Raw genomic sequence first — 26298 nt, 5'->3', positions numbered from 1 at the left:
GGAGGGGTACTAACATGAGAACAGAAACGGTTAAATCCGATGTAACAGTGGTCGGTGGTGGACTTGCAGGAATGAACGCGGCGATCGCTGCAGCGCGCCTAGGGTTAAAGGTAGCACTAGTGCAGAATCGTCCTGTACTTGGTGGTAACTCGAGTTCAGAGGTTCGGGTATGGGTATGTGGTGCAACAGGACATGGTGTAAATCGATATGCACGTGAGACAGGCATTATGGGTGAGTTATTCATCGAGAATCAATACCGGAACCCGGAGGGAAATCCATACTTATGGGATCTAACCTTACTCGAAGCCGTGAAGGCGGAGTCGAATATCAGCCTGTTCCTAAATACCGATGTACGCGAAGTGGAAGCGGAAGGTGAGGCAGAGGATCGGACGATTCGCAGTGTGATTGGTTGGATGATGGGATCTGAGCGGTTAATTACGTTCAAGAGTGAGGCGTTCATCGATTGCACGGGCGATGGTTTGGTTGGCTTCCTGGCAGGAGCTGACTTCCGATTAGGACGTGAAGCCCGCCATGAATTTAATGAGGAATGGGCACCTGAAGTGCCAGATAACATTACATTAGGCAGTACATTATTGTTTTATACACAGGATACAGGAAAACCTGTACGTTATGTTGCTCCATCGTTCGCGAAGGATATTACAACAACGTCGATTCCGATCCGTCGGGTCATTCGGAGTGGAGATTCAGGCTGTCACTACTGGTGGATTGAGTGGGGCGGTGAGCTTGATACTGTGGATGAGAATGAACGTATACGTGATGAGCTATCCTCTGTTATTTATGGGATTTGGGATTACATTAAAAACTCAGGTCATTTTGATGCCGAAAATATGACGCTGGAGTGGGTTGGCTCAATTCCGGGTAAACGTGAATACAGACGGTTTGTTGGCGATACGATCTTAACGCAAAATGATATTCTTGCGCAGCGTGAATTTGCAGACCGGATTGGATTCGGAGGATGGTCGATTGATCTGCATCCACCGCAAGGGATGTACGCAGAAGAGAGCGGCTCGAAGCATCTGCATGCGGATGGGATTTATCATATTCCATTTAGTTCGCTCTATTCGAAGAATGTGAGAAATCTACTCTTCGCGGGTCGGAATATCAGCGCATCTCATGTGGCTTTTGGAACAACACGCGTCATGGCAACCTGTGCGATCATGGGTGAAGCGGCTGGAGCAGGTGCAGCATTATCCGTCATCAAAGGTGTAACCCCTCGTGAAATTCGCAATCAGCATATGCATGAATTGCAACAGGTGATGTTAAAGCAAGATGCTTCGATTATTGGATTGCGCAACGAAGATCCGCTAGACCTCGCGAGAAATAGTGAGGTTCATGCGTCCAGTACGATGAAAGGCATATTACTGGATCGACCAGCTGAAGCTTATGAGCTTTCTCATGACGTAGGAATTTTGTTTCCGGTTGAAGGAAATATCCTTGGGTTGAAGCTGCTTGTGTCAGCAAGTACTCAGTCAGAGCTGACTGTTGAGCTATGGACGACTGGGCGTGCGGAAAATTACGTTCCAGCAGAGTCTAGACAGGTTGATGTTGTTATAGTACAAGCTGGAGAGCAGCAATGGATTGATGTTCCGGTACAAGAGGAGCAGTGGAGTTCAATCGGCGAATGTAATATCTTCGCTATTATTCGAGCTAATGAGCATATTCAATTGCATATTTCAGAAACCCCAATCACAGGTGTTATTACATTTGAGCGAGGCGTTAAACCTGTAGTCGATTCAGCGCTGGAGGATCATCAGCCAGATCAGCCGGTGATGGAGTGGAGCATGAAACAGCTTGTACGCAGGCATTTCTGCTTTGCGGTAGAAACATCCGCATATGCTGCATCCAAAGTCACTGACGGGTATGTTCGACCTTTTGCAGGGCCACATAGCTGGGTTTCTGAGCCGATGACTGCTGGTAGAACGGAGTGGGTAGAGGCGCGTCTCCCGGATGCTGCTTCAGTCTCTGAAATTCATTTTACCTTTAACGATGATGTTAATGAGGATCTTATCAACTTACATCACCATGAAACGCCATTTCTAGTGATTCCTGAACTAGTAAAGGCTTACGATGTAGAGTTGCTCATTGATGGCGTGTGGCAAGTCATGTTCCGCGTCAAAGACAATCATCGCCGGAAGAACGTACATCGTTTAGAGAACCCTGTCCTTACGGACGCTGTTCGGATCGTTATTCATGAAACTAACGGAGGAGAACGTGCAGAACTCGTGGAAATGCGGATATATTAAGAAGAAACGGCTTAGCCGTCCTTATAGGGACAGTATCCGTTTCTGCGAGAAATACAAAATATATAGGATAACGTAAAACTTATACTTTTTTGTATTTTAAAATAGAGATCATTTATAAATGATCGCCCCTCGAAGGGAAGCCGTCAGGCTTCCCTTTTCTTGTTTTTTAGATTACACTAGTCAAACGATATTTTTATATAAAGGAGACAGCTAATGACCACGAATACTAATGGCCGTCCCCCTGAGGCCGTATACATTCATATTCCTTTTTGTACCAATAAGTGCTTTTATTGTGATTTTAATTCCTACGTTCTCAAGGATCAGCCGGTTATGGATTATCTCCAAGCCTTGGATCGAGAAATGGAGCTGACCGTCAAGAATACTCCACCGGGAGTTATCAAAACGATCTTTGTCGGCGGTGGTACCCCAACAGTACTGAAGCCGGATGAGATGGCTTATTTTCTAAAATCAGTTCGGACACACTTCCCAAACTGGGATAAAGATATCGAGTTCTCTATGGAAGCAAATCCGGGAACTACGGATATAGATAAGTTGGCGGTTATGAAAGAAGGCGGCGTGAATCGAGTGAGCTTTGGTGTTCAGGCGTTTCAGAACGAACTCCTTACGGGTATTGGCCGGATTCATAATGTTGACGATGTATACCGCAGCTTGGAGAATGCTCGTGCAGTTGGTCTTAACAACCTGTCGGTTGACCTTATGTTTGGTTTGCCGAACCAAACTGTAGAGATGCTGGGCGAAAGTATTCGTAAGGCCTTGGAGCTTGATTTACCCCACTATTCTATTTACAGCTTGAAGGTGGAGGAGAACACTCTTTTTCACACCCTATTTAATAAGAACAAACTTCCTCTTCCTAATGAAGAAGATGAACTGCAAATGTACCTCTTGTTGATGTCATCTATGAAGGAAGCGGGCTATAACCAATACGAAATCAGTAACTTCGCAAAACCAGGTATGGAGAGTCGTCACAATATCACTTACTGGCGTAATGAAGATTATTATGGTCTCGGGGCAGGTGCACATGGATATGTGGGGCGCCAGCGTCATATTAATGTTAAGGGTGTAAATCCTTATGTTGAAGCTACACGTAAAGGGTTGCCTCGATTAGACGCATACCCAATCACTGAAGCAGAAGCGATGGAGGACTTTATGATGGTTGGCTTACGTATGCATGAAGGCGTCTCTAATGAGGCTTTTCAAGCGCAATTTGGGCGTTCGATAGAGGATGTATTTGCGAAATCCTTGCATAAGATGCTGCATGCGGGTCTACTTGAGCACGAAGAGGGGACTTACCGACTCAGCAAACAAGGGATCCTTTTCGGGAACGATGTTTTCGCGGAATTTGTAGGCGCACTGACAGAAGTTTAATTTTAAAATACCCCTTGAATTGTAATTCACTCTGTTGTATATTTATTCATATTATCAACAGAGGGGTGAATTAAAGTGCTTGCCAAGACGGAAATGATCCGCCATTCGTCTCCAGCAGGAGACGCACAGGTGATTTGCAGAAATGCTGTGATAGAAGATGTTGAACCGTTGTATCTGATGATAGAAGAATACGCACAGCGCGGGATCATGTTGCCCCGTTCCAGGCAGGCGCTGACACGCCAGATCGATCAATTCGTTGTTGCAGAAATTGGCGGCAGATTCGTTGGCTGTGGGTCACTCTTCAGACTCGGGAATGATCTTGTAGAGATTCGCTCGATCGGTCTGAATGACGAAGGTAAGGGCAAAGGTGTAGGCTCAATGATTTTAGAGAAGTTGGTTGAGGAAGCCAGAAACCAGAAAATCCCTAAGGTCATGGCATTAACCTACGCCGTAGATTTCTTTCTTAGAAACGGATTCGAAGTCGTTGAGAAAGAGATTTTTCCCGAAAAGGTATGGACAGATTGCGTGAATTGTAAAAAGCAGCATGCCTGCGATGAAATAGCAGTACTTAAGATGCTGAACTGACTTGACAATGTCAATGTCAGTTTGGTATTTTTGTATTAGTGGTTAGCACTCATCTGAGTCGAGTGCTAACGAATCGGAGCCAACAGCCGATAGGAGGGGATAACATGTTAACTGATCGCCAGAGAATGATACTAAATGCAATTGTAGATGATTATATTTCATCGGCAGAACCAGTAGGATCTCGCAGCATTTCTAAACGGGGTGATGTAGGGTACAGCCCTGCAACTATTCGAAATGAAATGGCTGACCTAGAGGATTTGGGTTATCTCGAGCAGCCTCATACATCGGCGGGGAGAATACCTTCCCATAAAGGATACCGATATTATGTGGATCATTTGGTACCGTGGAATTCCGCCGAAACGGCAGAGATGGGCACGATCCGCGCTTTTTTTGCCGAGAAGCTGAATGCGATGGAGCAGGTAATCCAACATGCGGCGATGATTCTTTCCAATATGACGAATTATACTTCCATCCTTCTGGGACCGGAGGTTTTTCATACATCATTGCGTCATTTTCAGTTGTTACCACTAGATGATAAAACCGCTGTAGCGATTATTGTTACAAGTACGGGTCAAGTTGAGAACCGTACGGTGAACATTCCACCGGAGATATCCGTTTCCGAGATGGAGAAAGTGGTTAACCTACTGAATAGTAAGCTGGTCAATGTACCACTCTATAAGCTGAAGACTCGGCTGTATTCCGAGCTTGGCGAGGAAATGCAGCGTCACATCTCACATTATGAAGAATTAATGCAAGTGCTAGACATTGCGCTGGAAAGTGATCAAGAGCAGCGTATCTATCTTAGTGGAGCGACGAATATGCTTACACAGCCTGAGTTCAAGGATGTTGACAAGGTGAAAAGCATTCTTGATCTGCTGGAAGAGACGCCTACATTGCTCAAAATGCTGGCCCCTACAACAGGCGGCACAGGTATCCAGGTCCGAATAGGGACGGAGAACAATCATGAAGCGTTCGCTAACTGCAGTCTGATCACCGCCACTTATTCTCTTGATGGGCAGGCACTGGGGAGCATTGGTATCCTTGGTCCGACACGAATGGAATATGCAAGAGTGATGGGGATCTTGGGCATTTTATCCCGAGATTTGACAGCGATGCTGGCACACTGGTATAAGTGAACAGAGTCAACATTGATTACGTGAATGATTTTAATGAATGATTTTAAGGAGGTGAAGACAACTTGAAAAAGGAACAAGTTCAAGATGCTAATGAATTCAAAGATGAATTGATAAATGAGGAACCTGAGGCTGATGTAGCTTCGGAAACCGACTCATTTACGGCAGAAGAAATTAGTGAAGGTGCTTCAGACACAGGTTCGGAGGTAAAACGTCTGCAGGATCTCGCTGATGAATATCAAGGACGTGCGCTGCGTGCGCAGGCTGATTTCGATAACTTCCGTCGTCGTACTCAGAAGGAGAAAGAAGAGTTGGCTCAATATGCCACCTCCAAGCTCGTGACTGAATTGCTTTCAGTACTGGACAATTTTGAGCGTGCTTTAGTGACTACTCCTAGCAGCCCAGAATCCGAAGCTTTCGTGAAGGGTGTTAATATGATTTTCCGTCAGCTAGATGGGGTATTGAAGTCCGAGGGACTTACGGCTATGGAAACAGTAGGACAGCCTTTTAATCCTGAATACCATCAGGCTATTATGCAGGTGGAGAGCGAGGAGTACGAAGAGGGTATCGTAACGGAAGAGGTCCAAAAGGGATACCTCCTGAAAGATAAAGTCCTTCGTCCTGCTATGGTCAAAGTCAGCATGTAATCTGTATATATAGGACGGGCAGTATCTGTCCACCATGTACCAATCGAATTTTTTAAATATTTTATTATTTTAATGAGCGAATGCTCCATATACCTTTAGAGGAGGCAAATTATTGTGAGTAAAGTTATCGGTATTGACTTAGGAACCACGAACTCTTGCGTTGCCGTAATGGAAGGCGGCGAAGCCGTTGTAATTCCAAACCCAGAGGGCGCACGTACAACCCCTTCGGTGGTAGGTTTTAAGAAAGACGGCGAGCGTATCGTCGGTGAAACAGCTAAACGCCAAGCAATTACTAACCCTGATCGTACGATCAGCTCTGTTAAACGTCACATGGGTACTAACCATAAAGAAAGCATCGATGGTAAAGACTATTCCCCACAAGAAATTTCAGCAATGATTCTTCAAAAGCTGAAATCCGATGCAGAAGCATATCTTGGCCAAACTGTTACTCAAGCAGTTATCACAGTTCCTGCTTATTTCAATGACAGCCAACGTCAAGCTACTAAAGATGCAGGTAAAATTGCAGGCTTGGAAGTTTTGCGTATTGTGAATGAGCCAACAGCTGCAGCTTTGGCATATGGTCTGGAGAAATCCGAAGATCAAACTATCCTTGTCTATGACCTTGGTGGCGGTACGTTCGATGTATCTATCCTTGAACTGGGCGATGGATTCTTTGAAGTAAAAGCTACAAGCGGCGACAACAAACTTGGTGGCGATGACTTTGACCAAGTGGTTATGGATCATCTGGTATCCGAATTTAAGAAAGAGCAAGGCATTGATCTGAGCAAAGATAAATCTGCTGTACAACGTTTGAAAGATGCAGCTGAAAAAGCGAAGAAAGAATTGTCGGGCGTACTGACAACTACTATTTCTCTTCCGTTCATCACTGTAGTTGACGGAGTACCTCAGCATTTGGAGATCAACTTGACTCGTGCGAAGTTTGATGAGCTTACTGCTGGTCTAGTAGAACGTACTTTGGGACCAACTCGTCAAGCATTGTCTGATGCTGGTATGACGCCTGCAGACCTTACCAGAATCGTTCTGGTTGGTGGTTCTACACGTATTCCTGCTGTACAAGATGCAATTAAGAAGCTTACAGGTAAAGATCCACACAAAGGTGTGAATCCGGATGAAGTTGTAGCTCTTGGTGCTGCTGTTCAAGCGGGTGTATTGACTGGTGATGTTAAGGACGTTGTATTGCTCGACGTAACTCCGCTTTCCCTCGGTATCGAAACTGCAGGTGGCGTGTTCACGAAGATGATCGAGCGTAACACTACAATTCCTACAAGTAAATCCCAAGTATTCTCGACCTTTGCTGACAATCAACCTAGCGTTGAGATTCACGTGCTACAAGGTGAGCGCCAAATGGCGAATGGCAACAAAACATTGGGACGCTTCATGCTGAACGAGATTCCACCAGCACCACGTGGCGTACCACAAATCGAAGTTTCTTTCGATATTGATGCCAACGGTATCGTGAATGTTTCTGCAACTGATAAAGGCACTAACAAGAGCCAAAAGATCACTATCACTTCTTCCAGCGGTCTGAGCGACGCAGAAGTAGAACAAATGATGAAGGATGCCGAGCTTCATGCTGAGGAAGACCGTAAGCGTAAAGAATTGGTAGAAGCGAAGAACAGCGCTGACCAACTCGTGTATTCCACTGAGAAAGTGATCAAAGATCTTGGTGATAAAGCTGATGCTTCCGAAGTTGAAAAAGCAAACGAAGCTAAAGATAAAGTGAAAGCAGCACTTGAAACTGACAATCTTGAAGAAATCAATGCAGCTACAGAAGCATTGACTGAGATTGTACAACAGTTGTCCATGAAGCTGTACGAACAAGCTGCTCAAGCAGAGCAAGGTGCTGAAGGTGGTGCTGGAGCTGCTGAAGGCGCTCCTAAGAAAGACAATGTAGTTGACGCTGATTATGAGGTTGTTGACGAAGATAAGAATCAAGGGTAACCTTAAACGATAAGTGTATAGGGCGTAACTGATAAATTCTTATATAGTTAAGAAGGGAAGGTCAAAACCGGGTCATCCCGTGTTTTGACTTTCCTTTTGTAATATCAGTTTGCACACTCTTCGCGAATGCGCCTTCTGATATTGTAAGAATAAACATCTGCTGGAACTGGATGGTCAGATCCTGGGGTTTTATCGTATAATGGTTTCTTTGGCAGGTAATTAGGAATTTGAGTATGTAATGTACGGAGGTGAAAGCAGTGGCAGATAAACGCGATTATTATGAAGTGCTTGGCCTCAGTAGAGATGCTTCAGACGACGAGGTGAAGAAAGCGTACCGGAAATTGGCGCGCCAATATCACCCAGACGTGAATAAAGCAGATGACGCTGAAGCTAAGTTTAAAGAAGTAAAAGAAGCTTACGATGTTCTTAGCGACGGACAACAGCGAGCTAGATATGACCAATATGGCCATATTGATCCTAACCAAGGTATGGGCGGCTTCGGAGGCGGCGGTGGCGACTTCGGAGGATTAGGCGATATCTTTGATATGTTCTTTGGCGGCGGCGGACGTCGTGATCCTAACGCACCACAGCGTGGTGGGGATTTGCAGTATACGATGACCATTGAATTCAAGGAAGCGGTATTCGGTAAAGAAACTGATATCACTATTCCACGTACGGAAACTTGCGATACCTGCTACGGCTCCGGGGCTAAACCGGGTACTAAACCAGAGACTTGTTCCACTTGTCATGGTAGTGGGCAACAGGAATTCGTACAGAATACACCACTTGGACAGATGCGTAATCGTCGTCCATGTTCGCATTGCAGTGGTACAGGTAAGATTATTAAGGAAAAATGTACGACTTGTAGCGGACAGGGTAAAGTTAAGAAGCAGCGTAAGATTCATGTACGCATCCCTGCCGGTGTCGATGACGGTGCGCAGCTGCGCATGACTGGCGAAGGCGAGGGCGGCTTACGCGGTGGTCCTGCTGGAGACTTGTATATTGTCATCCGTGTCAAATCGCATGATTTCTTCGTACGTGAGAACGATGATATTATGTGCGAGGTTCCACTTACATTTGCACAGGCTGCACTTGGCGATGAGATTGAGATTCCTACCTTAACGGAAAAAGTGAAGCTGAAGATTCCTGCGGGAACGCAGACCGGTACTTTCTTCCGCCTTAAAGGTAAAGGTGTTCCACGTCTACGTGGATCTGGCCAAGGTGACCAGCATGTTAGAGTCATTGTTGTGACACCTAGCAAGCTGAATGATGAGCAAAAAGATTTGTTGCGACAGTTCGCCTCTCTAAATGGAGAAAACACACATGAGCATGAGCAATCTTTCTTTGATCGTGTGAAGCGTGCGTTCCGCGGGGACTGATATTTCTAACTTCATTAATTGAGCAAATAAATAATACAGCAGAGCAGCTATCCTCCCGTTATTTGGGGATCGCTGCTCTGCTTTTTTGATTAAGCCAGTTTGCTCATGTCGACTGTTAGTAGGGACAAGCTAGCCAATCTCATGCGGTGCTTTTCATGCCAATAGCGACTATGGGGTCCGTTAGCATACCAAATATCGCATAATCCAGCGTTTAAGGTCATCTGAGTCCGATGACTGCCTCGGAAACGCAAATGTGACTTATAGACGAAAAAGCCCCAGCAGTCATTTGAAGTGCACCCCTTAGAATAGACATTGGATAAAACCCCTGGTTTGTCCGATGAAATTCTAGGGGGTGTATTTTTATGGCGATTAAAGGACAGAAGTTCAAAACTTACTCGGATGAGATTAAAAAAGAGGCCATTCGTTTACATGTGGAGGAAAGATGGACTTACCGGAAAATTACGGAGCATTTTGAGATTCAAGACCAAGGGCGGGTAAAGAAATGGATGAAGAAATACCGAGAGCTAGGGGAATTTGGGTTACTAGATCAACGGGGGCGTCGTAAAGAATATATCGATCAAGATAGGTATGTTCAAAAGCTCAGACGGGAAAATGAAATGCTAAAAAAGTGTTTGGAAATCTGGATGCAGGAGGTGAAACGCACAAATATAGAGCCATTGAGAGCGCTGCAAAAGAGTATGCCGTTAGCGACCTGTGTAAACTCTTTAGGGTCTCCAGAAGTGGATACTACGCTTTCTTGAAGCGCAAAGGAACAGATCGGGATCAGGAAGCAAAGGCGCTCATTCAAAAGGTATATGAACGGTATAACGGAGTCTACGGTTATCGCCAAATTCAATTATTCTTGCTACAAGACCATGGGGTTTGGATGAATCATAAGAAGGTACTCAGAATTATGCAGGATTTAGGCATTCGTTCGAGGATCCGCCGAAAACATCGTTTTAATTATGCTACTTCCGAAGGAGATCGTGTGGCGAAAAATATATTGAAACGGGATTTCAAAGCGGATGCTCCCAACCAAAAATGGGTGACAGACATTACGCAATATCGCATAGGCGAAAAGTGGCTCTATCTTTCAGCTATTAAAGATTTGTTCAATAACGAAATTATTGCTTATCAAATGAGCGCTAGGAACGACAATGAACTGGTTCTCCGGACCTTTCAGCAGGCGTGGAGTCAACAAAAAGACGTGACCGGACTGATCGTTCACAGCGATCAGGGGTTCCAGTACACGTCTCATGCATACCACGACATGCTGCCAAAGGTTGGCGCCCGAATCAGCATGTCTCGCCGAGGCAATTGTTATGACAACGCCTCTATGGAGAGCTTCTTCTCGCATCTCAAAACGGAAGGACTCTATCCTTATGATATCCGAAATATCGATGAGGCACAAAGGAAAATTGAAGATTACATTCGATTTTATAACCAACATCGGCCACAACGAAAGCTAAATAAGCTGCCTCCGGTAGAGTACCGGAAACAGCTTATTGCCTAGGGTCTTTTTTCAGTGTCTATAAAATGGGGGCTTGACCACATTGGCTGCTGGGGCTTTCTTTTAAAGTGAAGCTAGATGTTGTTCGAAGAACGTAGGTCCTCAAGCACACGGCTCAGAATTGTTGCTGCTTGTGCACGAGTCAATGTACCTTGTGGATTGAAGCTGTCCGCAGTAACACCTTTGAGATAACCCTTGGTTACAGCATAGGCTACAGCGTTGCGTGCCTCCGCAGCGATGTTATCGGCATCCTTAAAGCTTAAAGGTGTCTTGGCTACTGTAAGATCAGCACCAAGAGCCTTAGCGATGATAAGAGCTGCTTCCTCGCGAGTCAGCACATCACGAGATCCACTTTCTTTGATGCGAGTACTCCAAGTGTCACCTTTTCCAAGTAGACGGTCGAAGAGCGTTAGAAGCTCTGCCTGATTTAAAGTGTCAGCAGGTTTAAAGCTGCCATCGGCTCCTTTGCCGGCAATGATAGCATGTGAAGCAAGGATTTCGATATCGGTTTGAGCCCAGTGTGTGCCAATATCTTTAAAGCTTATTTTTCGGGATGCTGCACTGTAAGAACCGTCACCAGTAACGTTAAACTGTAGAATCCCTTCTTTAGAGATAGAACCAGGTAGTAGATAGGACCATTTATGATCCTTTGATTCTACATAAGCGGCAGTCTTTCGTGCATCATGAAGACTGCTGGCTTTTAGATTAAGCTGAAGGATGATCGGCTTTCCGGTTGTCCAACCATTTTTGATAGTGAGAATGGAAGAACCGATATTTATTGCTGCTGAGCTACCTGCTAAAATTGCTGTGTTGCCTGCATCTGTCAGGCTAATCGTTAGGGTCAAGCCGTTGCTGTTGATGAAATCCGGAAGAGTCGCCGCTGGAATAAGTACATTGAACCCACTACCGTTTAGGCGGAGTGCATTCTCCGATTTCTTTAACTGCTCGGCTTGGGCCGGTGTAAGAGAAATAACAACTTGGCTATATTTATTGAAGCTTACATCGCTAAGATCAAGAACAGAAGTTTTATCTTTTGCATTCTGGATCGAATTGGCTAATGCAGTGTCTAAGATGTTGAACACCGCTGAAGGCTTGCCACCTGCTGGATCTGCTGCAGTCTCTACTAGCTTCCCAGATTTCAATGCGATTCCAGAAGCAGGAGCACTGGTTGCTGTAGGTACATACGAATCAGGTGATGGAGTTGGTGTTGGCTTCGGTGTTTCAGGTGTATTAACAGTTACGCTTACCGTTCTCACACCAGATGGGATTGTTGATGTTGTAGCATCATTCCAGATCTGCACATCATACAGCTCGAGGGAATAGGCTCCTTCTACTGTAGGTTTGAAGGTTATTTTGCCTAGTGAGCCAGAGCCGTGATAAGCACCACCTGACAGATTGACGCTATACTGTGTCAGTTTGCGGCCGTCTTCTAGATCATAGGTTTGTGAGAATTCTGTAAGTGGAACACCAGAGAAATTCTCCTCTTGATACGTAGCCAGTTGTACGCTTGGCTGGATTACCGGTGTTTCAAGGGAATCGTCGTAAATGACAGCGAATGAAGCTCCATAGACGCCATAAACCTCATCTGTCACGGAATACCCAAGATCAACGGTTACCGGTTGTCCCACATCAATGGTGGCTGCAGATAGAGACGGAGTTACATTGAAAATACCATCTCCTGTGCTATAAAGCAGTCGCTGAGTATAATCATCGTCGTCCGCGCCGTTACCTACTTTATCAACCACATAGATTTTGTACTCATTAAGCCCCTCGTTAACAGGAACGTCAATGGAAAAAGCACCATTACTTGCAATTACTCCACCGAATTTATAAGTATTCCCATCATAATGTTTACCTTCGGCGTACACGGTAAACCAATTTCCAATAGGTTGTGTATTAGAAATATAATAGGCCATTAGGTCATCATCAATAAAACCGCTGATTTGAGCCGCACCAGGATCGGTTGGCGCTTCACGTTCATACTCCTCAAGTGTGATGCCGGAAACTAATGGCTTCTCGGTATCAATTGTGAACTCTGTCTTTTGATTCTCGAGCAGTTGCCCATTAGGAAGCACAGGAGTGATGTAGTAATGACCATCTGCTAAAGTGGACTTGGCGGAGGTCTCCAGGTCTGTTAACGTTCCATCCCAATTTGTAATCTCGTAAACGCCACGATAGACCTTTTCATCGATAGAATAAACTTCACCTAAAACTGTCGCAGGAGCATCTATTGGAGAGGCTACGAAACTTATGCCATCCAGTTCTTCATTGACAGAGAAGGTAAAGGTGGTGTCGTCTGAGCGTCCATCCCCATTAGGAGAGATCTGTGGACTTTCAAAAGAAAGCTGATTAACAGGCTCTAAGTTGAATTTATCACCGACAAGTGCATTAAAGGGAAGACGAAGAGTTTCAGTATCAGAGGTTAGGAACAGGATCCCTTCATATGCACCCTCTTTTGCGGTTTCAGATACCTTTAGTGTAAATTGTGCATATTGATCTACACCTGAGGTAATGCTGTTTGGTGCAATATTAATACTAATGTCACCAGGCACTTCTGTAAGCCATTTGGTGGATAGAGTATAGGTTGATCCATTCTTATTAAAATCTTCCACATAGACTGATTTCGTTACACTAGCTCCCTTTGAGAGCAAGCCAAAGGATAAGGAACCTGTGTAATAAGGGATTTCTACAGTCCCAGGAAGGCCGCTAATTAAGCTCTCTCCGACTTTAGCGATGGATTTAGCGTTTACCGATTTCTCCAGATTAATTAAACCTGCACCTTGTTGATACAGTGAGTAAGGATTCCCATCACGGTTAAAGATAGGATCCGCATTGTTCATCAGCAACGCTTTAATATCATTTGGCTTAAGATCAGAGTTTTCACTCAGTAGCAAAGCTACAGCCCCTACAACATGTGGGGTTGCCATACTGGTGCCGCTTTTTAAGCCATAAGCATGTTCGTAATCATCATTCCAGCTAGGAATTGTGGAGTTGATATTGACCCCTGGTGCAACAACGTCAGGTTTGATTAGATAATCAGGCATCCCCGGACCCATAGAGCTGAAGTTTGCTAACTGATTGACTTCAAGCCCTATATAGTAACTGATAATATCTTTAGCAGCATCCAATTGAGCTTTTATCTTTTTCCCATCTGCTTGAGAAATTCCGTAGGTAGGAATGTAATTCCCAGGCGCACCAAGGGTGGGACTGATTTCACCAGCAGCATTATTGGCAATTAGGACAAGCTTGGCTCCAGCTGCTTTGGCATTTAGAGATTTATCTCCGAAGCTCAGCACACCACGATCGACGAGGACTACCTTATCTTTGACGTCCAAATTTGTGTAATCGGAAGTACCTCCAAGACCAGCATAAACGATCTTACTGCCAGCAGTATTATCAACTAAATTTGGGGAGTAAGTTGCTAATATCCCTGGAATTTTTTTTACATCGCCAATATTAAAGAATGGGGTATTCACTGGGGTAGTAGAAGCACCTACACTAAGTGCGAGTTGAGATCCAGCAGGTTCGCCCAATGTTCCTACATCCGGTCCAGCGTTACCGGCAGCAACAACAACATTCACGCCCGACTTTATGGCGTTATCTATCGCGATTGAACTTGCGGAATAGCTTTGGTTGACATCAGAGCCCAGGGAGAGGTTAATTATATCGGCTCCATCAGCGACCGCTTTCTCAATACCCGCGATTACAACCGCTGTTGGACCGGAACCGTAAGGGCCAAGTACGCGATACGCGTACAAATCCACCTCAGGTGCAACATCCAATATTGTACCGGCTACATGAGTGCCATGCGAGGTTTCATATGGGCTACCATTTTTTGGAGGGAAGTTGGCATCAGGAGGTGTTTCTGACGGATCATTATCCTGATCATAGGCATCGTAACCGCCCTTATAATTATCCTTTAATAAAGGGTGATTTTTATCGATGCCGGTATCGACAACGGCTACCTTTACTCCTTCTCCCGTGTAACCTAATGCATGTAGTTTATCCGCGCCTATAAGATTGCCACTGTCTGAATAGGAACGTGTAACAGGCAAAGTTGCTACCTCAACACTGTCTGCTAACGCATGTACTTCATCATTTGGATAAACAGCCGCAACGCCCGGAAGCTCTAGCAGCTTGTTTACTTGATTGGCTGGCAGAGTAATGGAATATCCGTTAAAAATCTCACTGTATTCAAAACCGATGTCGGCATCGATTTTCTGCGCTGAGGAAATAAAGCTTTTATGCTCCGAGATAATTTTACTGCGTTGTAAGGAGACTGAGGATCGTAAAGAAGAAGTTTTAGCCTCATTTTCATACACACTGACTGGTTTATTAGTTAATTCCACGATCACGGATACTGGTGCTGAACCTTTGAGCACACCCGCGTAGTTATGAGGGGTCACACTTTGAGACTGTACATTATTAGCTAGGTTAGTTGATGTTTCAAGGGATGAGTTCGCAAATGCAGCGGATGGAAAAAGGACAGAAACAGCCAGTCCGAAGCTCGCCGCCCCAATACCAAATTTTTGAATAGAGTGTTTAAAGGTACGTTTCAAATAAGTTCATCCTCCCAAATGAATTTTTATATTGCAGTGTGTATCTGTAGTTCTCCTCCTCAGCGTAAAATGTAAAAAATTATGAAAATTAAATTTATTCTACAGCTATAACTTCAAATCGAATATACAACTTTAGCACTATATTGCAGGGAAGCGTCGAGGAAAATGTCGAATTCCCAGTAAATAAGTAGAGTATGAGAAAAAAAGGGCATAAAAGAAGTGAAATGAAGACAATATAAAGGAATGCAACAGATATCTGAATTTCAAGCGAGAGCGGGGATAAGATGTCGGAAAGATCTATTTTGGCTTATTTTAAAAGTCCTGAGGAAGCGGAGGGTGTTGCTCGTAAGCTCCGGGCACTTCGGGCCATTGAAATTTCCGTTGATCGCTTCAGTAGATATGGAGGCACGAGCTTTAGCTCAGGGGTAAACCCAGTGACAGGCAATGTTGCCAGAATGGACTCCATGACTGCTGAGCGTGCACACACAGGTATACTAGCTGCTGCTGATACCAGCGCCAGTGGGATGAGTCATGGCGGAGATGGAGGACCGACGGGTAGAGATATTTTACTTACGGTGATCTTGAATTCGGAGTCCCATGATCAAGCATTACGCTTAATTGAAGAAGCAGGCGGGATGATTTGAATAATAATTTTCTTAATAAGAAGGGAGACGATCGATACTATGGATAGAGAGAACTCGCAAATATTCTCAAAGACCGAGAAGATGAAAATGCTGTACGAGGCGAAGGCAGAGGACGTAGAGTTTTCAGCAGCGGAGGCAGATCTGGAGGATATCGAAGCCCAGGCCCGGGCGTTAGAAGCAGACAAACGTCAGCTGCATGAAATTATGAAAAAAGAATAGATGCTAAAAGCTAAGGCAGATACCTCACATTGTGGGGTATTTTTGCGTTCTGGTGTGTATAATTAGGAGAATAGCCCAAGCAGGGGGGAGAATATGGACAACGTTATTTTATGGATAGGTTTAGCACTACTTATCGCATTCTTAACTTTTATGAATCAGAAGCAACTGTACTCTTCAAAAGTAAAACAGGCCTACCGTGAGCTGCGGGAGCTGACTGAAAAAGTTCGGCTGGAACGATCTGAGGCAAGCGATTTATACCGTTGGGAATTAGAATTAGCGGAGATGGAGAAACACCCGAACGAACTTAATAAACTGGATGCTGAGATTGGGCTTCGCCAGGCGTTTGTGATGTATTTGGAAAGACATAGTCCTCTGGATGCAAGACTTCCAAGTTTAAAGGAGGCTGCTGCCCATCAGAAGGATTCAGTATGGGGAATTAAGATGGGAGATTACGGATCCAAGAAATAAGGAAATGTACATATAAGGGCTATGTTTGCTGGACCGTTTGGTATGTGCATTTTCAAGAGACAAATTAATATTAATAGGAACTTGCTTCGAACCCTGGCTGGAATTACGGCTGGGGTTTTTGTGGTTAAAAATAATTACGGAAAAACTCCCTGTATTTTTCTCCAGACGCCTAAAAATGTGAGCTTTTAGGGAGAATCTCCCACAAATAACTCTTAAAACTAGAAAAAGGCTTGATTTTATAAGATTATAGGGAGCATTTCCCTAAAAAAGAGATAAATCTTCGATATTCGTGTATTTTTAGGGAGGTTTTCCCTAATTATCATCACTTAAAAGTATTTCAGGGATCAATCTATTAGAAATGAGCAATACTCGCTCGCCATCGGCCTTTTTTAACAACGAATTTTAATAAATTTAATAAGAATCATGTATTTCTCTCTGCGCAATAAGAGCGTATAATTGTTCAGATATACTTCATGATGACGCGACGAGTAACTTATAGATATCCAGGAGGAATTATTATATGGGAATGGTACACTCTCAGGGAGTTACCGATGAGCTTGTTGTCCGATCTTTAGAAAAAAATTTAGCGATTATAAGGTTTGATCTTGAGCGACGAGTGGCTTATGTGAATGACGTTTTTGCTAGTTCGATGGGGTATAACAAAGAAGAGATGTATGGTATGCATCATAAAGAGTTTTGCTTTCCTCACTTTGTAAATAGCCCGGGCTATGAGCTGTTCTGGCAGGATCTTTTTTCAGGAAAAAGTGTTCAGGATAAGATCGAACGAATGGATGCAAAAGGAAATGCGGTATGGCTGGAAGCTACATATATGCCTGTCTTTGATGAAAATAATGAACAGGTCATAGGCGTATCTAAGATAGCGACTAATATCACGGATCGACAAAATAACATGAGTGTTGTGGTACAGCGGATGCAAGAGATGTCGCACAGCTTAAATCATAGAGCCGAGAAAGGCATTGAACGTAGTCAAGAACTATTGCTGAGTATCGATAAAATAGCCGAAGTATCCATTGAAAATACACAGACTCTAGCTAATCTGGAGACACAAGCGGTATCGATTCAGGGAATTGTACAAACTATTCGTAATATTGCTTCGCAAACGCAACTGTTAGCGCTTAACGCAGCAATTGAAGCGGCACATGCCGGGGAGTTTGGGCGTGGTTTTGACGTGGTTGCAAAAGAAGTTAGGAAGCTATCTTCCATGGTGCAGGATTCGATCATTCAAGTGAAAGATAGTGTGGATGCCATTACGCTGGAAATCAATAAGATCTCCAAAGGAACAAACCAGGTGCAAGAAAATATAGAAGCTAGTCAACAGCAGATTCAAATAGCCTTAGATGATTTCAATAATATTTCTTCCTCAGCCCAGGATTTAGATACACAAGCACGAGAGGTTATGAATATCATTTAATTTCTGTATGCTGTTAGCGTGAATATAAAGGAAAGCCAGTTCTCAGATTTATGGGGAGTGGCTTTTTGTGTTGCGAGTATAATTGCTATCTTTCATCTGTTATTACTAGCATCTATAGTTTATGCTCAGAAAAACGAACCTTTTCCAGAGATTGGTTGTCATATAGATATCACGGATAAGAAAGGAGGGCGAAAGATTTGGAGACTAATCGGGAATTATTCGAAGCCTACAACAAGGATGTATATCGGACCTGCTACTATATGGTGCATGACGCGGCGGATGCGGAGGACTTGACGCAGGATGTGTTCATTACTGTATTTCACACGAATCGTGAGAACGTAGAGCATTTGAAGGCTTGGATTATGAAAATAACGGTCAACCATTGCCTGAATCATTTGAAACGGAAGCGTACTTTACAACAAAAAATCTCAGACAATCTTTATTTATTTAAGAAGTCTCCTGAAATCCCTGTAGAACGATTGATTGAGCAGCGGGAGACGACAATGGAATGGGCGAAATATTTGAGCCAGCTCCCAGTCAAACTTCGGATGGTGATTACGCTTAGGTACATGCATGATTTCAGCTTGGCTGAAGTATCGGACCTGCTATCCATCCCGCTCGGGACGACCAAATCAAGGCTGCATAAAGGGCTAAAGGTATTGCGGAGAATTTTGCTGGAGGCTGGGGTTCAAATTGAACGGAAAGAGGGCGAATCTTATGAAAAAGTTGGAGAATATGCTGGAGCATCAGTTAAATGAGGGTCAAAGTGTAACATATCCTGATTTTGAAAGCATGTGGGAGAGAATTGAACATAAAAATACAACATCTTTTCACGCTCGGATGAGCAGTGGTAGCCAGAAACAGGGGAGAAACTGGAGCAAAATAGCACTTGTTTCATCGTTTTCAGTACTTCTAGCGGCGGCGCCAGTATATGCGGCAGTTCATTATAATTGGGATACAATGCTCCGTGAAAAAGGTGGTATTCAGGCGGCACTGGCACAAAACCTCGGTCAACAGCTGGATCAATCGGTGACAAAGGACGGAGTGACGCTAAAGCTACATACCGCCATCGTGGATGAGAATCGAACGGTCATCTTATTCACATTGGATGTTGGACAACGACAGGACAGTGAAACTTGGCGTGTGACTGAGATGACCCTGAAAGGTACTGAGGGGGGAAATAGTTCTGGAGAGTACAATTATCTGAACTGGGACGAAAAGAACCAAATTTATAACGGTTATTTCGAAAGTGAATGGACACCAGAGAAGGACACCGTGAATGTTCAGCTAGTTACAAATGATATTCAGGCTTTTAGTGAACAATCGTTAGATTTGCCGCTGGATATTCACTCGACGGAGACACAGAGCTTCCCTATTGGACAGGAAGGGATGCGCAGCATAGAGGTGAAGCCATTTACCCAAGGTCAAGAGAAAATGTTATTCTCTTCAGCGATCATTTTTGATCAACCGGAAGCAAAAGAATGGGCCTTTCCAAATATTGTTGCATACAAAAACGGAACGCTCATAAATTCGCTGACTGGAGGTACTTTCGGTACACCGGGAGAAAACGGGGAATATACGTCCCAGCAATATTTTAAGGCGGAGGATGTTTCCGGTGGTCAAACGACTTATAAGCTGCAATATATGAAGAAAGAAAAAGATGTTAATGGACCACTTTCATTCGATCTTCAATTAAGCAAAAAGCAGATGGAGAGCGGGACGATAAAAACCAGTCTAAATCTGCCGCTCGAGGCAGGTGAGACTGATTACACGCTGGAGAATATGGTTGTGTCGCCTACTCAAATTCGAGTCACAGTTAGAAGTAAGGATCTAGACAATGGCTTCCCTTATAAAAAGTATGCTCTTGAAGTAGCAGGCAAGACGCTTGAAGGGAATTTATGGAGATCTCCAGAGGGTGAGCCGGAGCTGACAGTGCTTCGTTTCGAACGGCCAGTCGACCTTGAAATTACGAAAGAGACTCCGATTACCTTTGTAGCTAAATATAAGGTGACTCAGCATGGCAGCTATAAAATTACCAATAATAATGATGACAAAATACCGCTTCTTTTAACGAACATCTCTCAAAAGAAACAGACGATTATCCAGCAACTCAACGGGTATCCGGTGAAGTGGACCTACTATATGCAGGGATCCGATCTTTATGTAGAAACTGGAAGTGAAGATGCTCGCTTCGGTGGAATTAACCAGACACATATCGGGTTGGGTAAAGAGCGCATCCTAGGTAAACCGCTAACCGTCAATTTCGCGGGGGATGGAAACAACAAGGCCATTGATGTGTATAAGAATTTTAAAGGTACAGAAGCTACTATCTATATGTTCTACTATACAACTGATGATCCGGATAAAGAAACGAGAGTGCAGATCCGGTTATAAGAGTTAGAAGAAGCATAATTAAAGGAAATAGAATAACTTTTTTAGGGGATGAACCTTGTGTTCTTCCCTTTTTTTCGTATACAGTGAGTAGACGTTGTAAAGGTTTAGCTATGAATAATTAAAGGGGGAGGAAATGATGGAAGTCACTCGCTGTGCTTGGGTCAATGATGATCCTCTATATATTGCCTATCATGATGAAGAGTGGGGAAAGCCTCTATATGGTGACCAAAAGCTGTTTGAATTGCTTATGCTGGAAGGGATGCAGGCAGGGCTGAGCTGGTACACGGTACTAAAAAAACGGGCGCGTTTCAGAGAGGTATTTGACGGATTTGATCCGAATAAGATTGTCCATTATGATGAAGCCAAAATGGCAGAGCTAATGAGTGATCCAGGGATTATTAGAAATCGATTGAAAATTGATGCTATCATTCGTAATGCGGGTGTGTATTTGCAAATTTGCGAGGAATATGGCAGCTTTGCAGAGTATCTCTGGAGCTTTGTCGGAGGTGTGCCAACTATTAATCATTGGAAGACTCGTGCAGATGTACCTGCTTCGACGGCTCAGTCTGATGAGATGAGTAAGGCATTAAAGAAGAAAGGCATGAAGTTTGTGGGTACTACAATATGCTATGCTTTTATGCAGGCATCGGGGATGGTGGATGATCATTCGCTCAACTGCTTTTGTAGGCGTAAAGAGGACGTCGCAGGTCGTTGAGCTGTAGTTTGGCGTTACACCAATAAGAAATGTTATACTATGAAGCGAATGCTTTCGAAGCGAGTTTTGCACGAAGTAAATCAATGAAGCAAATGCTCACAAAACTAAGCCTATGCTTTCGAAGCGAGTTTTGCACGAAGTAAACCAATGAAGCAAATGCTCACAAAACTTTTAGGAGGATTACATAAAGATGTTATGGCATGAAGTGACGATACATACAACAGAAGAAGCACAGGAAATGATTTCGAATTTTTTATATGAAGCTGGTGCGGGTGGGGTTTCTATCGAGGAATCCGGCACACTGAATAAAGAACGGGATACACGTTACGGTGAATTGTACGACCAACCTTTGAATGATATTCCTGAAGGGGAAGCGGTCATAAAAGGGTATTATGCCGATTCCACAGATATGGATGCTGTTATAGAAGAATTGACTCCACGGGTAGCCGAATTGCATGAGTACGGGATTGATCCAGGCAAAGCGTTGATTTCTTGGAAGACTGTGGATGAAGACGAATGGGCGCATGCTTGGAAGCAATATTTCAAACCGCTACGCGTATCCAAACGTCTTACCATTAAACCAACCTGGGAGGAATATACGCCTGAGAGTCCAGATGAAGCCATCATTGAGATCGACCCTGGCATGGCATTTGGTACTGGGACTCACCCTACAACAGCTTTGTGCCTCCGTGCACTTGAAAAGAATATTAGCGGCGGTGAAGAAGTTATCGATGTCGGCACCGGTTCAGGAATTCTGGCTGTAGGTGCGATGCTGCTAGGTGCAAAATCCGTATTGGCCTTAGATTTAGATCCGGTGGCTGTGGAAAGTGCACGGGAGAATGTAGCTCTTAACAAGCTTGAATCATCCATAACGGTAAAAGAGAGCGATCTTCTATCGCTGCTGGGCGGGGAAGGCGTAGCTGATACAGCGGCTGGAGAGATGTGGCCATCCGCTAGACCTGGTCACTCACTAGAAGGAGCCGTTCCTGCTAAGCAAGAGCAAGAAGGCAGCCTTGGCGTGACATTGCCTGTACAAATTGTAGTTGCGAATATTTTGGCGGAAATCATCGTATTGTTTACGGATGATGTGTACCGCGCGCTTCAGCCTGGAGGCCTCTACATTACCTCAGGTATATATAAAGATAAAGAAGGACTTGTAGCGAACGCGCTGAGAGCGTCTGGTTTTGAGATTATTGAAATATCCCGTGAGGAAGATTGGGTGGCGTTTACAGCCGGAAAGAGGTAAAGATGGATATATTACAAAATATAATTCGAGTAGATTTAGATCAGCTTCCTTTCCTGCTCATTACAATTTTAATTGCTTTTACAGTACATGAATTCAGTCATGCTTATTTCGCGAATAAGTTCGGTGACCCAACAGCAAGATTACTTGGTCGCATGACGCTTAATCCTGCTGTTCATTTCGATTTCTTTGGTATTTTGCTGCTGCTAGTTGCTGGCTTCGGTTGGGCACGTCCGGTTCCGGTAAACCGCGATAACTTTAGTCGTCCTCGTCTCATGGGAGTCATCGTGTCGGCTGCGGGACCAATCAGTAACCTGCTCTTAGGAATTATTGGTGCTATAATATACGGTGCACTTGCGGCAACTGGAGTTCTAGATAATATCTCGAATGATCGCATGCTCGAGGCTGTATACTTATTCTTTGGCACCTTCATTCAATGGAACTTCTTTCTGTTTCTGTTCAATCTTATTCCGCTGCCGCCACTGGATGGCTATCGGATTGTGGAAGATATCGCCCCACGTTCGATCCGCGGCAAATTACAGCAATTTGAACAATGGGCTGTATTTCTCTTTTTATTGATTCTGTTTATTCCTGGGCTACGGACGTATACGATAGATCCGCTCGCAGGCTGGGCTAGTGAAATGTCGAGAACATTCGTACAGCTGTCTCTAAGAATTTTTGGCAGCTAAGGCAAGGGATGAAGTCTGTTCAACCTTTGTCAAACATTGTATTATGTAATTTGATCAAAATTTGATCGTTAATTTTCGTCTGACCGAACCTTATATTTCTTGAAGAAACGGGTGACGTCCTTATAAGGGCGACTAAGCCGTTTCTTCAAATATAAGAAAGTATAAGTATCACTCTATACTTTATGACTTATATTTTTCGATTAAACGCTTACCGTCCTTATAAGGACGCCGAAGGCGTTTATACTTGTTACTGAATTTATGAACAGGATGATGATGAGATGCAGCGATATTTCGTTACACCGGAGCAGTTTGGTGCGGATACCGTGAGAATTGATGGGGAAGACGCCCGTCATATCGCTAAAGTGATGCGTGGTAAGGCAGGGGACAAGCTTATTGTTAGCGATGGTGTTTCCCGTGAGGCATTAGTAGAGATTGCGCAGATTGAAATTGGGGAAGTCACTGTGAACATTTTGGAGTCCCTGGAGATGACGCATGAACCTCGAATTAAAATTACAGTCGCTCAGAGCTTGCCTAAAGCCGATAAGATGGAAACTGTCATTCAGAAGTGTACAGAGATTGGTGCTGTAGGCTTTGTTCCTTTTCTGTCAGAACGCACAATAGTGCAATACGACGAGCGTAAAGAAAGCAAACGACTGGATCGATGGCGTAAAATTTGTAAGGAAGCTGCCGAACAGGCTCATCGGAACATCGTTCCGTCTGTAGGGTCACCGTTGTCCTGGAAACAGCTTTTGCAGACTTTTAGTGAATATGATGCTGTTTATTTCTGTTATGAAAAAGAGGAAGGCTTACAGCTTCGAAGCAGCGTCGCTCCATGGTTAGCATCGCTTTCGCCGCAGTCTGGCGGGAAAGTTATGGTTGTGGTAGGTCCTGAAGGAGGTTTTACTCCGGAGGAATGCCTCAAGGCAGAAGAAGCCGGTGCAGTATCCGTAGGACTAGGACGGCGAATTCTGCGCTGTGAGACAGCGGGCATGGTTGCCGCTGCTTGTATATTATATGAATCTGGAGAAATGGGAGGAGCTTAAGAGATGCCATCCGTAGCGTTTTATACTTTAGGTTGTAAAGTGAATTTCTATGATACCGAAGCCATTTGGCAGCTATTTAAAAATGAAGGTTACGAGCAGGTTGATTTCGAGGGTCCCGCCGATGTATATCTGATTAATACTTGTACAGTAACTAACACAGGTGACAAAAAAAGCCGTCAAATGATCCGACGTGCCGTGCGCCGTAATCCAGAGGCCATCGTAGCCGTAACAGGCTGCTACGCACAAACCTCTCCTGGGGAGATTCTAGATATTCCTGGAGTTGACCTTGTCATCGGTAACCAGGACCGCGATCAGATCATGACACATGTGAAGAATATTGAAGCCTCACGTCAGCCGGTCAATGCTGTGCGTAATATTATGAAGACACGTGAGTTCGAAGAGATGGATGTGCCGGGCTTTGCGGATCGGACGCGTGCTTTTATGAAGATTCAGGATGGTTGTAACAACTTCTGCACCTTCTGCATCATTCCATGGTCGCGTGGACTTTCTCGCAGCCGTGATCCAAAAAGCATCGTAGCTCAAGCGCATCAATTGGTAGAAGCAGGGTATAAGGAGTTTGTACTAACGGGTATTCATACCGGAGGTTACGGTGATGATCTTGATAATTACCGTCTTTCCGATTTACTGTGGGATCTAGATAAGGTAGATGGTCTGGAACGGGTGCGTATCAGTTCTATCGAAGCTAGTCAGATTGATGAGAAGCTGCTTGAGGTGCTGAACCGTTCCTCCAAAATGTGCCGTCATCTGCATATTCCGTTACAAGCCGGTCATAATGATGTGCTGAAAGCGATGCGCCGTAAATATACGACAGAAGAGTATTACGCCAAAATGCAATTGATCCGCCAGGCAATGCCAGATGTCGGGATTACCACTGACGTTATCGTTGGATTCCCGGGTGAGACTGATGAGATGTTCCGTGCCGGTTACGATTTCATGAAGGCTGTAAATTACTCGGAGATGCATGTATTCCCGTATTCCAAGCGGACAGGTACTCCTGCAGCGCGGATGGAGAATCAGATCGATGAGGAGATCAAAAATGTACGCGTGCAGGAGCTGATTGATCTATCCGAAGAAATGCAATTAGCATATGCCCGTAAGTTTGTAGGACAGACGCTAAGTGTGATTCCGGAAAGATCCGCTAAAGGAGCTCCGGGCCGCAATATCCAGCATGGATTCAGCGACAACTATTTGCAGGTCTTCTTTGATGGAGAGGATTCACTTCAAGGAGAACTTTGTGAGGTGAAGATCACCGAAGCTGGTGTGAACGAATGCCGAGGGGAATTGGTCGGGGTTAGTCAGAGCGGTCTTAAGCTGGCTGTTCGTTAAGGAATAGACGTTATTTAAAAGACAGTAAAGGAGCAATTCTCCGTTAATGGAGAATTGCTCCTTTGTGTGTTTGGCGTTAGCTGAGAAATGCAACCGCATAGCAGAGGAATAGCTGCCGGATGGCTGAGACGTGGCTGCTACATGGGAGAGGCATAGCTCTCTCCTAATCTTGCGGTTTTCTATGGAGATACCAGCATACTTTTTAGCCATTTGAGCATACTTTCGGACTCCAGGGACAATATTCTTGGAAAAGTGGTACATATATTAGCAGTGATTTTGTAAAGAAGCCCAAAACTGCGCCCGTATCGCTCAGAAGGCGCGAAAGGTGAAAAAGAGGGGTATAAATCCCCCAGATATCGCCCGAAAGGTGTGAAACGTGAGAAAGAGGGGTATAAATCCCCCAGATATCGCCCGGAAGGCGCGAAAGGTGAGAAAGAGGGGTATAAATCCCCCAGATATCGCTGAGAAGGTGGTGGGGAGCGCCTGAAAGAGAAGCTCTCGCTTACAATCACTATAAATGACTTGTACTATGTCATCTTTTTAACTCTTTTATGGACGAAACAGGCATGATGAATCCTGATCGTTACGCAGAAATAATGCAGCTATTCCTGATAACGAATTCTTACGAGTAGCGCCAAGAAGTGGTCAGATAAGAGACGGGGGGAGCAGCAACCACGGT

General features: G+C 44.4%; 21 protein-coding genes. 20 read left to right on the top strand and 1 reads right to left on the bottom strand.

Features of this window, described 5'->3' with window-relative positions; all coding sequences use genetic code 11:
• Window positions 1-14: 14 nt before the first annotated feature.
• The 9 genes from NST34_RS24890 (at window position 15) to NST34_RS24850 (ending at window position 10869) form a co-directional block, all read left to right on the top strand.
• Entirely contained in the window at window positions 15-2264 is a 2250-nt protein-coding gene (locus tag NST34_RS24890; RefSeq protein ID WP_341128945.1) for an FAD-dependent oxidoreductase, read from the top strand.
• A 213-nt stretch (window positions 2265-2477) separates the two neighbouring features.
• On the top strand, window positions 2478-3650 hold the full coding sequence (hemW, locus tag NST34_RS24885; protein ID WP_042191005.1) for a radical SAM family heme chaperone HemW: 1173 nt from the start codon (window positions 2478-2480) through the stop codon (window positions 3648-3650).
• 93 nt (window positions 3651-3743) lie between these two features.
• Window positions 3744-4235: an N-acetyltransferase gene (locus NST34_RS24880; RefSeq protein ID WP_042194380.1), complete on the top strand. Its 492-nt coding sequence runs from the start codon at window positions 3744-3746 to the stop codon at window positions 4233-4235.
• A gap of 104 nt (window positions 4236-4339) precedes the next feature.
• On the top strand, window positions 4340-5371 hold the full coding sequence (gene hrcA, locus NST34_RS24875) for a heat-inducible transcriptional repressor HrcA (protein WP_042191003.1): 1032 nt from the start codon (window positions 4340-4342) through the stop codon (window positions 5369-5371).
• Between the two features lie 62 nt (window positions 5372-5433).
• A complete protein-coding gene (gene grpE / locus NST34_RS24870) occupies window positions 5434-6015 on the top strand; it encodes a nucleotide exchange factor GrpE (RefSeq protein WP_076284809.1) in 582 nt (193 codons plus the stop codon).
• 114 nt (window positions 6016-6129) lie between these two features.
• Complete coding sequence (dnaK, locus tag NST34_RS24865; protein ID WP_042190999.1) at window positions 6130-7977, top strand: molecular chaperone DnaK; 1848 nt, start codon at window positions 6130-6132, stop codon at window positions 7975-7977.
• A gap of 257 nt (window positions 7978-8234) precedes the next feature.
• Entirely contained in the window at window positions 8235-9356 is a 1122-nt protein-coding gene (gene dnaJ, locus NST34_RS24860; protein ID WP_042130386.1) for a molecular chaperone DnaJ, read from the top strand.
• 362 nt (window positions 9357-9718) lie between these two features.
• Window positions 9719-10117: a helix-turn-helix domain-containing protein gene (locus tag NST34_RS24855; protein ID WP_076301175.1), complete on the top strand. Its 399-nt coding sequence runs from the start codon at window positions 9719-9721 to the stop codon at window positions 10115-10117.
• Window positions 10033-10869: an IS3 family transposase gene (locus NST34_RS24850; protein WP_256716456.1), complete on the top strand. Its 837-nt coding sequence runs from the start codon at window positions 10033-10035 to the stop codon at window positions 10867-10869. The genes NST34_RS24855 and NST34_RS24850 overlap by 85 nt, the downstream gene beginning before the upstream one ends.
• Window positions 10870-10940: 71 nt before the next feature.
• On the opposite strand, the gene NST34_RS24845 is transcribed toward NST34_RS24850, so the two are convergent.
• Window positions 10941-15425 (bottom strand): S8 family serine peptidase, encoded by a 4485-nt coding sequence (locus NST34_RS24845; RefSeq protein WP_341128944.1) that lies wholly within the window; start codon window positions 15423-15425, stop codon window positions 10941-10943.
• Between the two features lie 284 nt (window positions 15426-15709).
• On the opposite strand from NST34_RS24845, the gene NST34_RS24840 reads away from it, so the two are divergent.
• From NST34_RS24840 to mtaB, 11 genes are all read left to right on the top strand, one after another.
• Window positions 15710-16069, top strand: a complete 360-nt coding sequence (locus NST34_RS24840) for a hypothetical protein (protein ID WP_042190997.1) — start codon at window positions 15710-15712, stop codon at window positions 16067-16069.
• 39 nt (window positions 16070-16108) lie between these two features.
• Window positions 16109-16288, top strand: a complete 180-nt coding sequence (locus tag NST34_RS24835) for a YfhD family protein (protein ID WP_042130382.1) — start codon at window positions 16109-16111, stop codon at window positions 16286-16288.
• Between the two features lie 93 nt (window positions 16289-16381).
• Window positions 16382-16756, top strand: a complete 375-nt coding sequence (locus NST34_RS24830) for a hypothetical protein (protein ID WP_341128943.1) — start codon at window positions 16382-16384, stop codon at window positions 16754-16756.
• A gap of 520 nt (window positions 16757-17276) precedes the next feature.
• A complete protein-coding gene (locus NST34_RS24825; RefSeq protein WP_341128942.1) occupies window positions 17277-18188 on the top strand; it encodes a methyl-accepting chemotaxis protein in 912 nt (303 codons plus the stop codon).
• A gap of 197 nt (window positions 18189-18385) precedes the next feature.
• A complete protein-coding gene (locus NST34_RS24820) occupies window positions 18386-18946 on the top strand; it encodes an RNA polymerase sigma factor (RefSeq protein ID WP_076299677.1) in 561 nt (186 codons plus the stop codon).
• A complete protein-coding gene (locus NST34_RS24815) occupies window positions 18906-20582 on the top strand; it encodes a DUF4179 domain-containing protein (protein ID WP_341128941.1) in 1677 nt (558 codons plus the stop codon). Before NST34_RS24820 ends, NST34_RS24815 begins: the two co-directional genes overlap by 41 nt.
• 136 nt (window positions 20583-20718) lie before the next feature.
• Window positions 20719-21297, top strand: coding sequence for a DNA-3-methyladenine glycosylase I (locus tag NST34_RS24810; RefSeq protein WP_042190988.1), 579 nt, complete (start codon window positions 20719-20721; stop codon window positions 21295-21297).
• 190 nt (window positions 21298-21487) lie between these two features.
• Entirely contained in the window at window positions 21488-22543 is a 1056-nt protein-coding gene (gene prmA / locus NST34_RS24805) for a 50S ribosomal protein L11 methyltransferase (RefSeq protein ID WP_341128940.1), read from the top strand.
• Between the two features lie 2 nt (window positions 22544-22545).
• Complete coding sequence (locus tag NST34_RS24800) at window positions 22546-23229, top strand: site-2 protease family protein (RefSeq protein ID WP_042190984.1); 684 nt, start codon at window positions 22546-22548, stop codon at window positions 23227-23229.
• 278 nt (window positions 23230-23507) lie between these two features.
• Complete coding sequence (locus NST34_RS24795; protein WP_042190982.1) at window positions 23508-24272, top strand: RsmE family RNA methyltransferase; 765 nt, start codon at window positions 23508-23510, stop codon at window positions 24270-24272.
• 3 nt (window positions 24273-24275) lie between these two features.
• On the top strand, window positions 24276-25619 hold the full coding sequence (gene mtaB, locus NST34_RS24790) for a tRNA (N(6)-L-threonylcarbamoyladenosine(37)-C(2))-methylthiotransferase MtaB (protein WP_339243213.1): 1344 nt from the start codon (window positions 24276-24278) through the stop codon (window positions 25617-25619).
• Window positions 25620-26298 lie beyond the last annotated feature (679 nt).

It is taken from the genome of Paenibacillus sp. FSL H7-0714 (assembly GCF_038003765.1).
GTDB lineage: Bacteria > Bacillota > Bacilli > Paenibacillales > Paenibacillaceae > Paenibacillus_AQ.
This window is presented reverse-complemented; position numbering and strand designations above follow the sequence as displayed.

Coding starts and splice junctions, on each gene's coding strand:
- NST34_RS24890 (WP_341128945.1), top strand. CDS start 15: ATGAGAACAGAAACGGTTAAATCCGATGTAACAGTGGTCGGTGGTGGA.
- hemW (WP_042191005.1), top strand. CDS start 2,478: ATGACCACGAATACTAATGGCCGTCCCCCTGAGGCCGTATACATTCAT.
- NST34_RS24880 (WP_042194380.1), top strand. CDS start 3,744: ATGATCCGCCATTCGTCTCCAGCAGGAGACGCACAGGTGATTTGCAGA.
- hrcA (WP_042191003.1), top strand. CDS start 4,340: ATGTTAACTGATCGCCAGAGAATGATACTAAATGCAATTGTAGATGAT.
- NST34_RS24855 (WP_076301175.1), top strand. CDS start 9,719: ATGGCGATTAAAGGACAGAAGTTCAAAACTTACTCGGATGAGATTAAA.
- NST34_RS24840 (WP_042190997.1), top strand. CDS start 15,710: ATGTCGGAAAGATCTATTTTGGCTTATTTTAAAAGTCCTGAGGAAGCG.
- NST34_RS24835 (WP_042130382.1), top strand. CDS start 16,109: ATGGATAGAGAGAACTCGCAAATATTCTCAAAGACCGAGAAGATGAAA.
- NST34_RS24830 (WP_341128943.1), top strand. CDS start 16,382: ATGGACAACGTTATTTTATGGATAGGTTTAGCACTACTTATCGCATTC.
- NST34_RS24825 (WP_341128942.1), top strand. CDS start 17,277: ATGGGAATGGTACACTCTCAGGGAGTTACCGATGAGCTTGTTGTCCGA.
- NST34_RS24815 (WP_341128941.1), top strand. CDS start 18,906: ATGAAAAAGTTGGAGAATATGCTGGAGCATCAGTTAAATGAGGGTCAA.
- NST34_RS24810 (WP_042190988.1), top strand. CDS start 20,719: ATGGAAGTCACTCGCTGTGCTTGGGTCAATGATGATCCTCTATATATT.
- prmA (WP_341128940.1), top strand. CDS start 21,488: ATGTTATGGCATGAAGTGACGATACATACAACAGAAGAAGCACAGGAA.
- NST34_RS24800 (WP_042190984.1), top strand. CDS start 22,546: ATGGATATATTACAAAATATAATTCGAGTAGATTTAGATCAGCTTCCT.
- NST34_RS24795 (WP_042190982.1), top strand. CDS start 23,508: ATGCAGCGATATTTCGTTACACCGGAGCAGTTTGGTGCGGATACCGTG.
- mtaB (WP_339243213.1), top strand. CDS start 24,276: ATGCCATCCGTAGCGTTTTATACTTTAGGTTGTAAAGTGAATTTCTAT.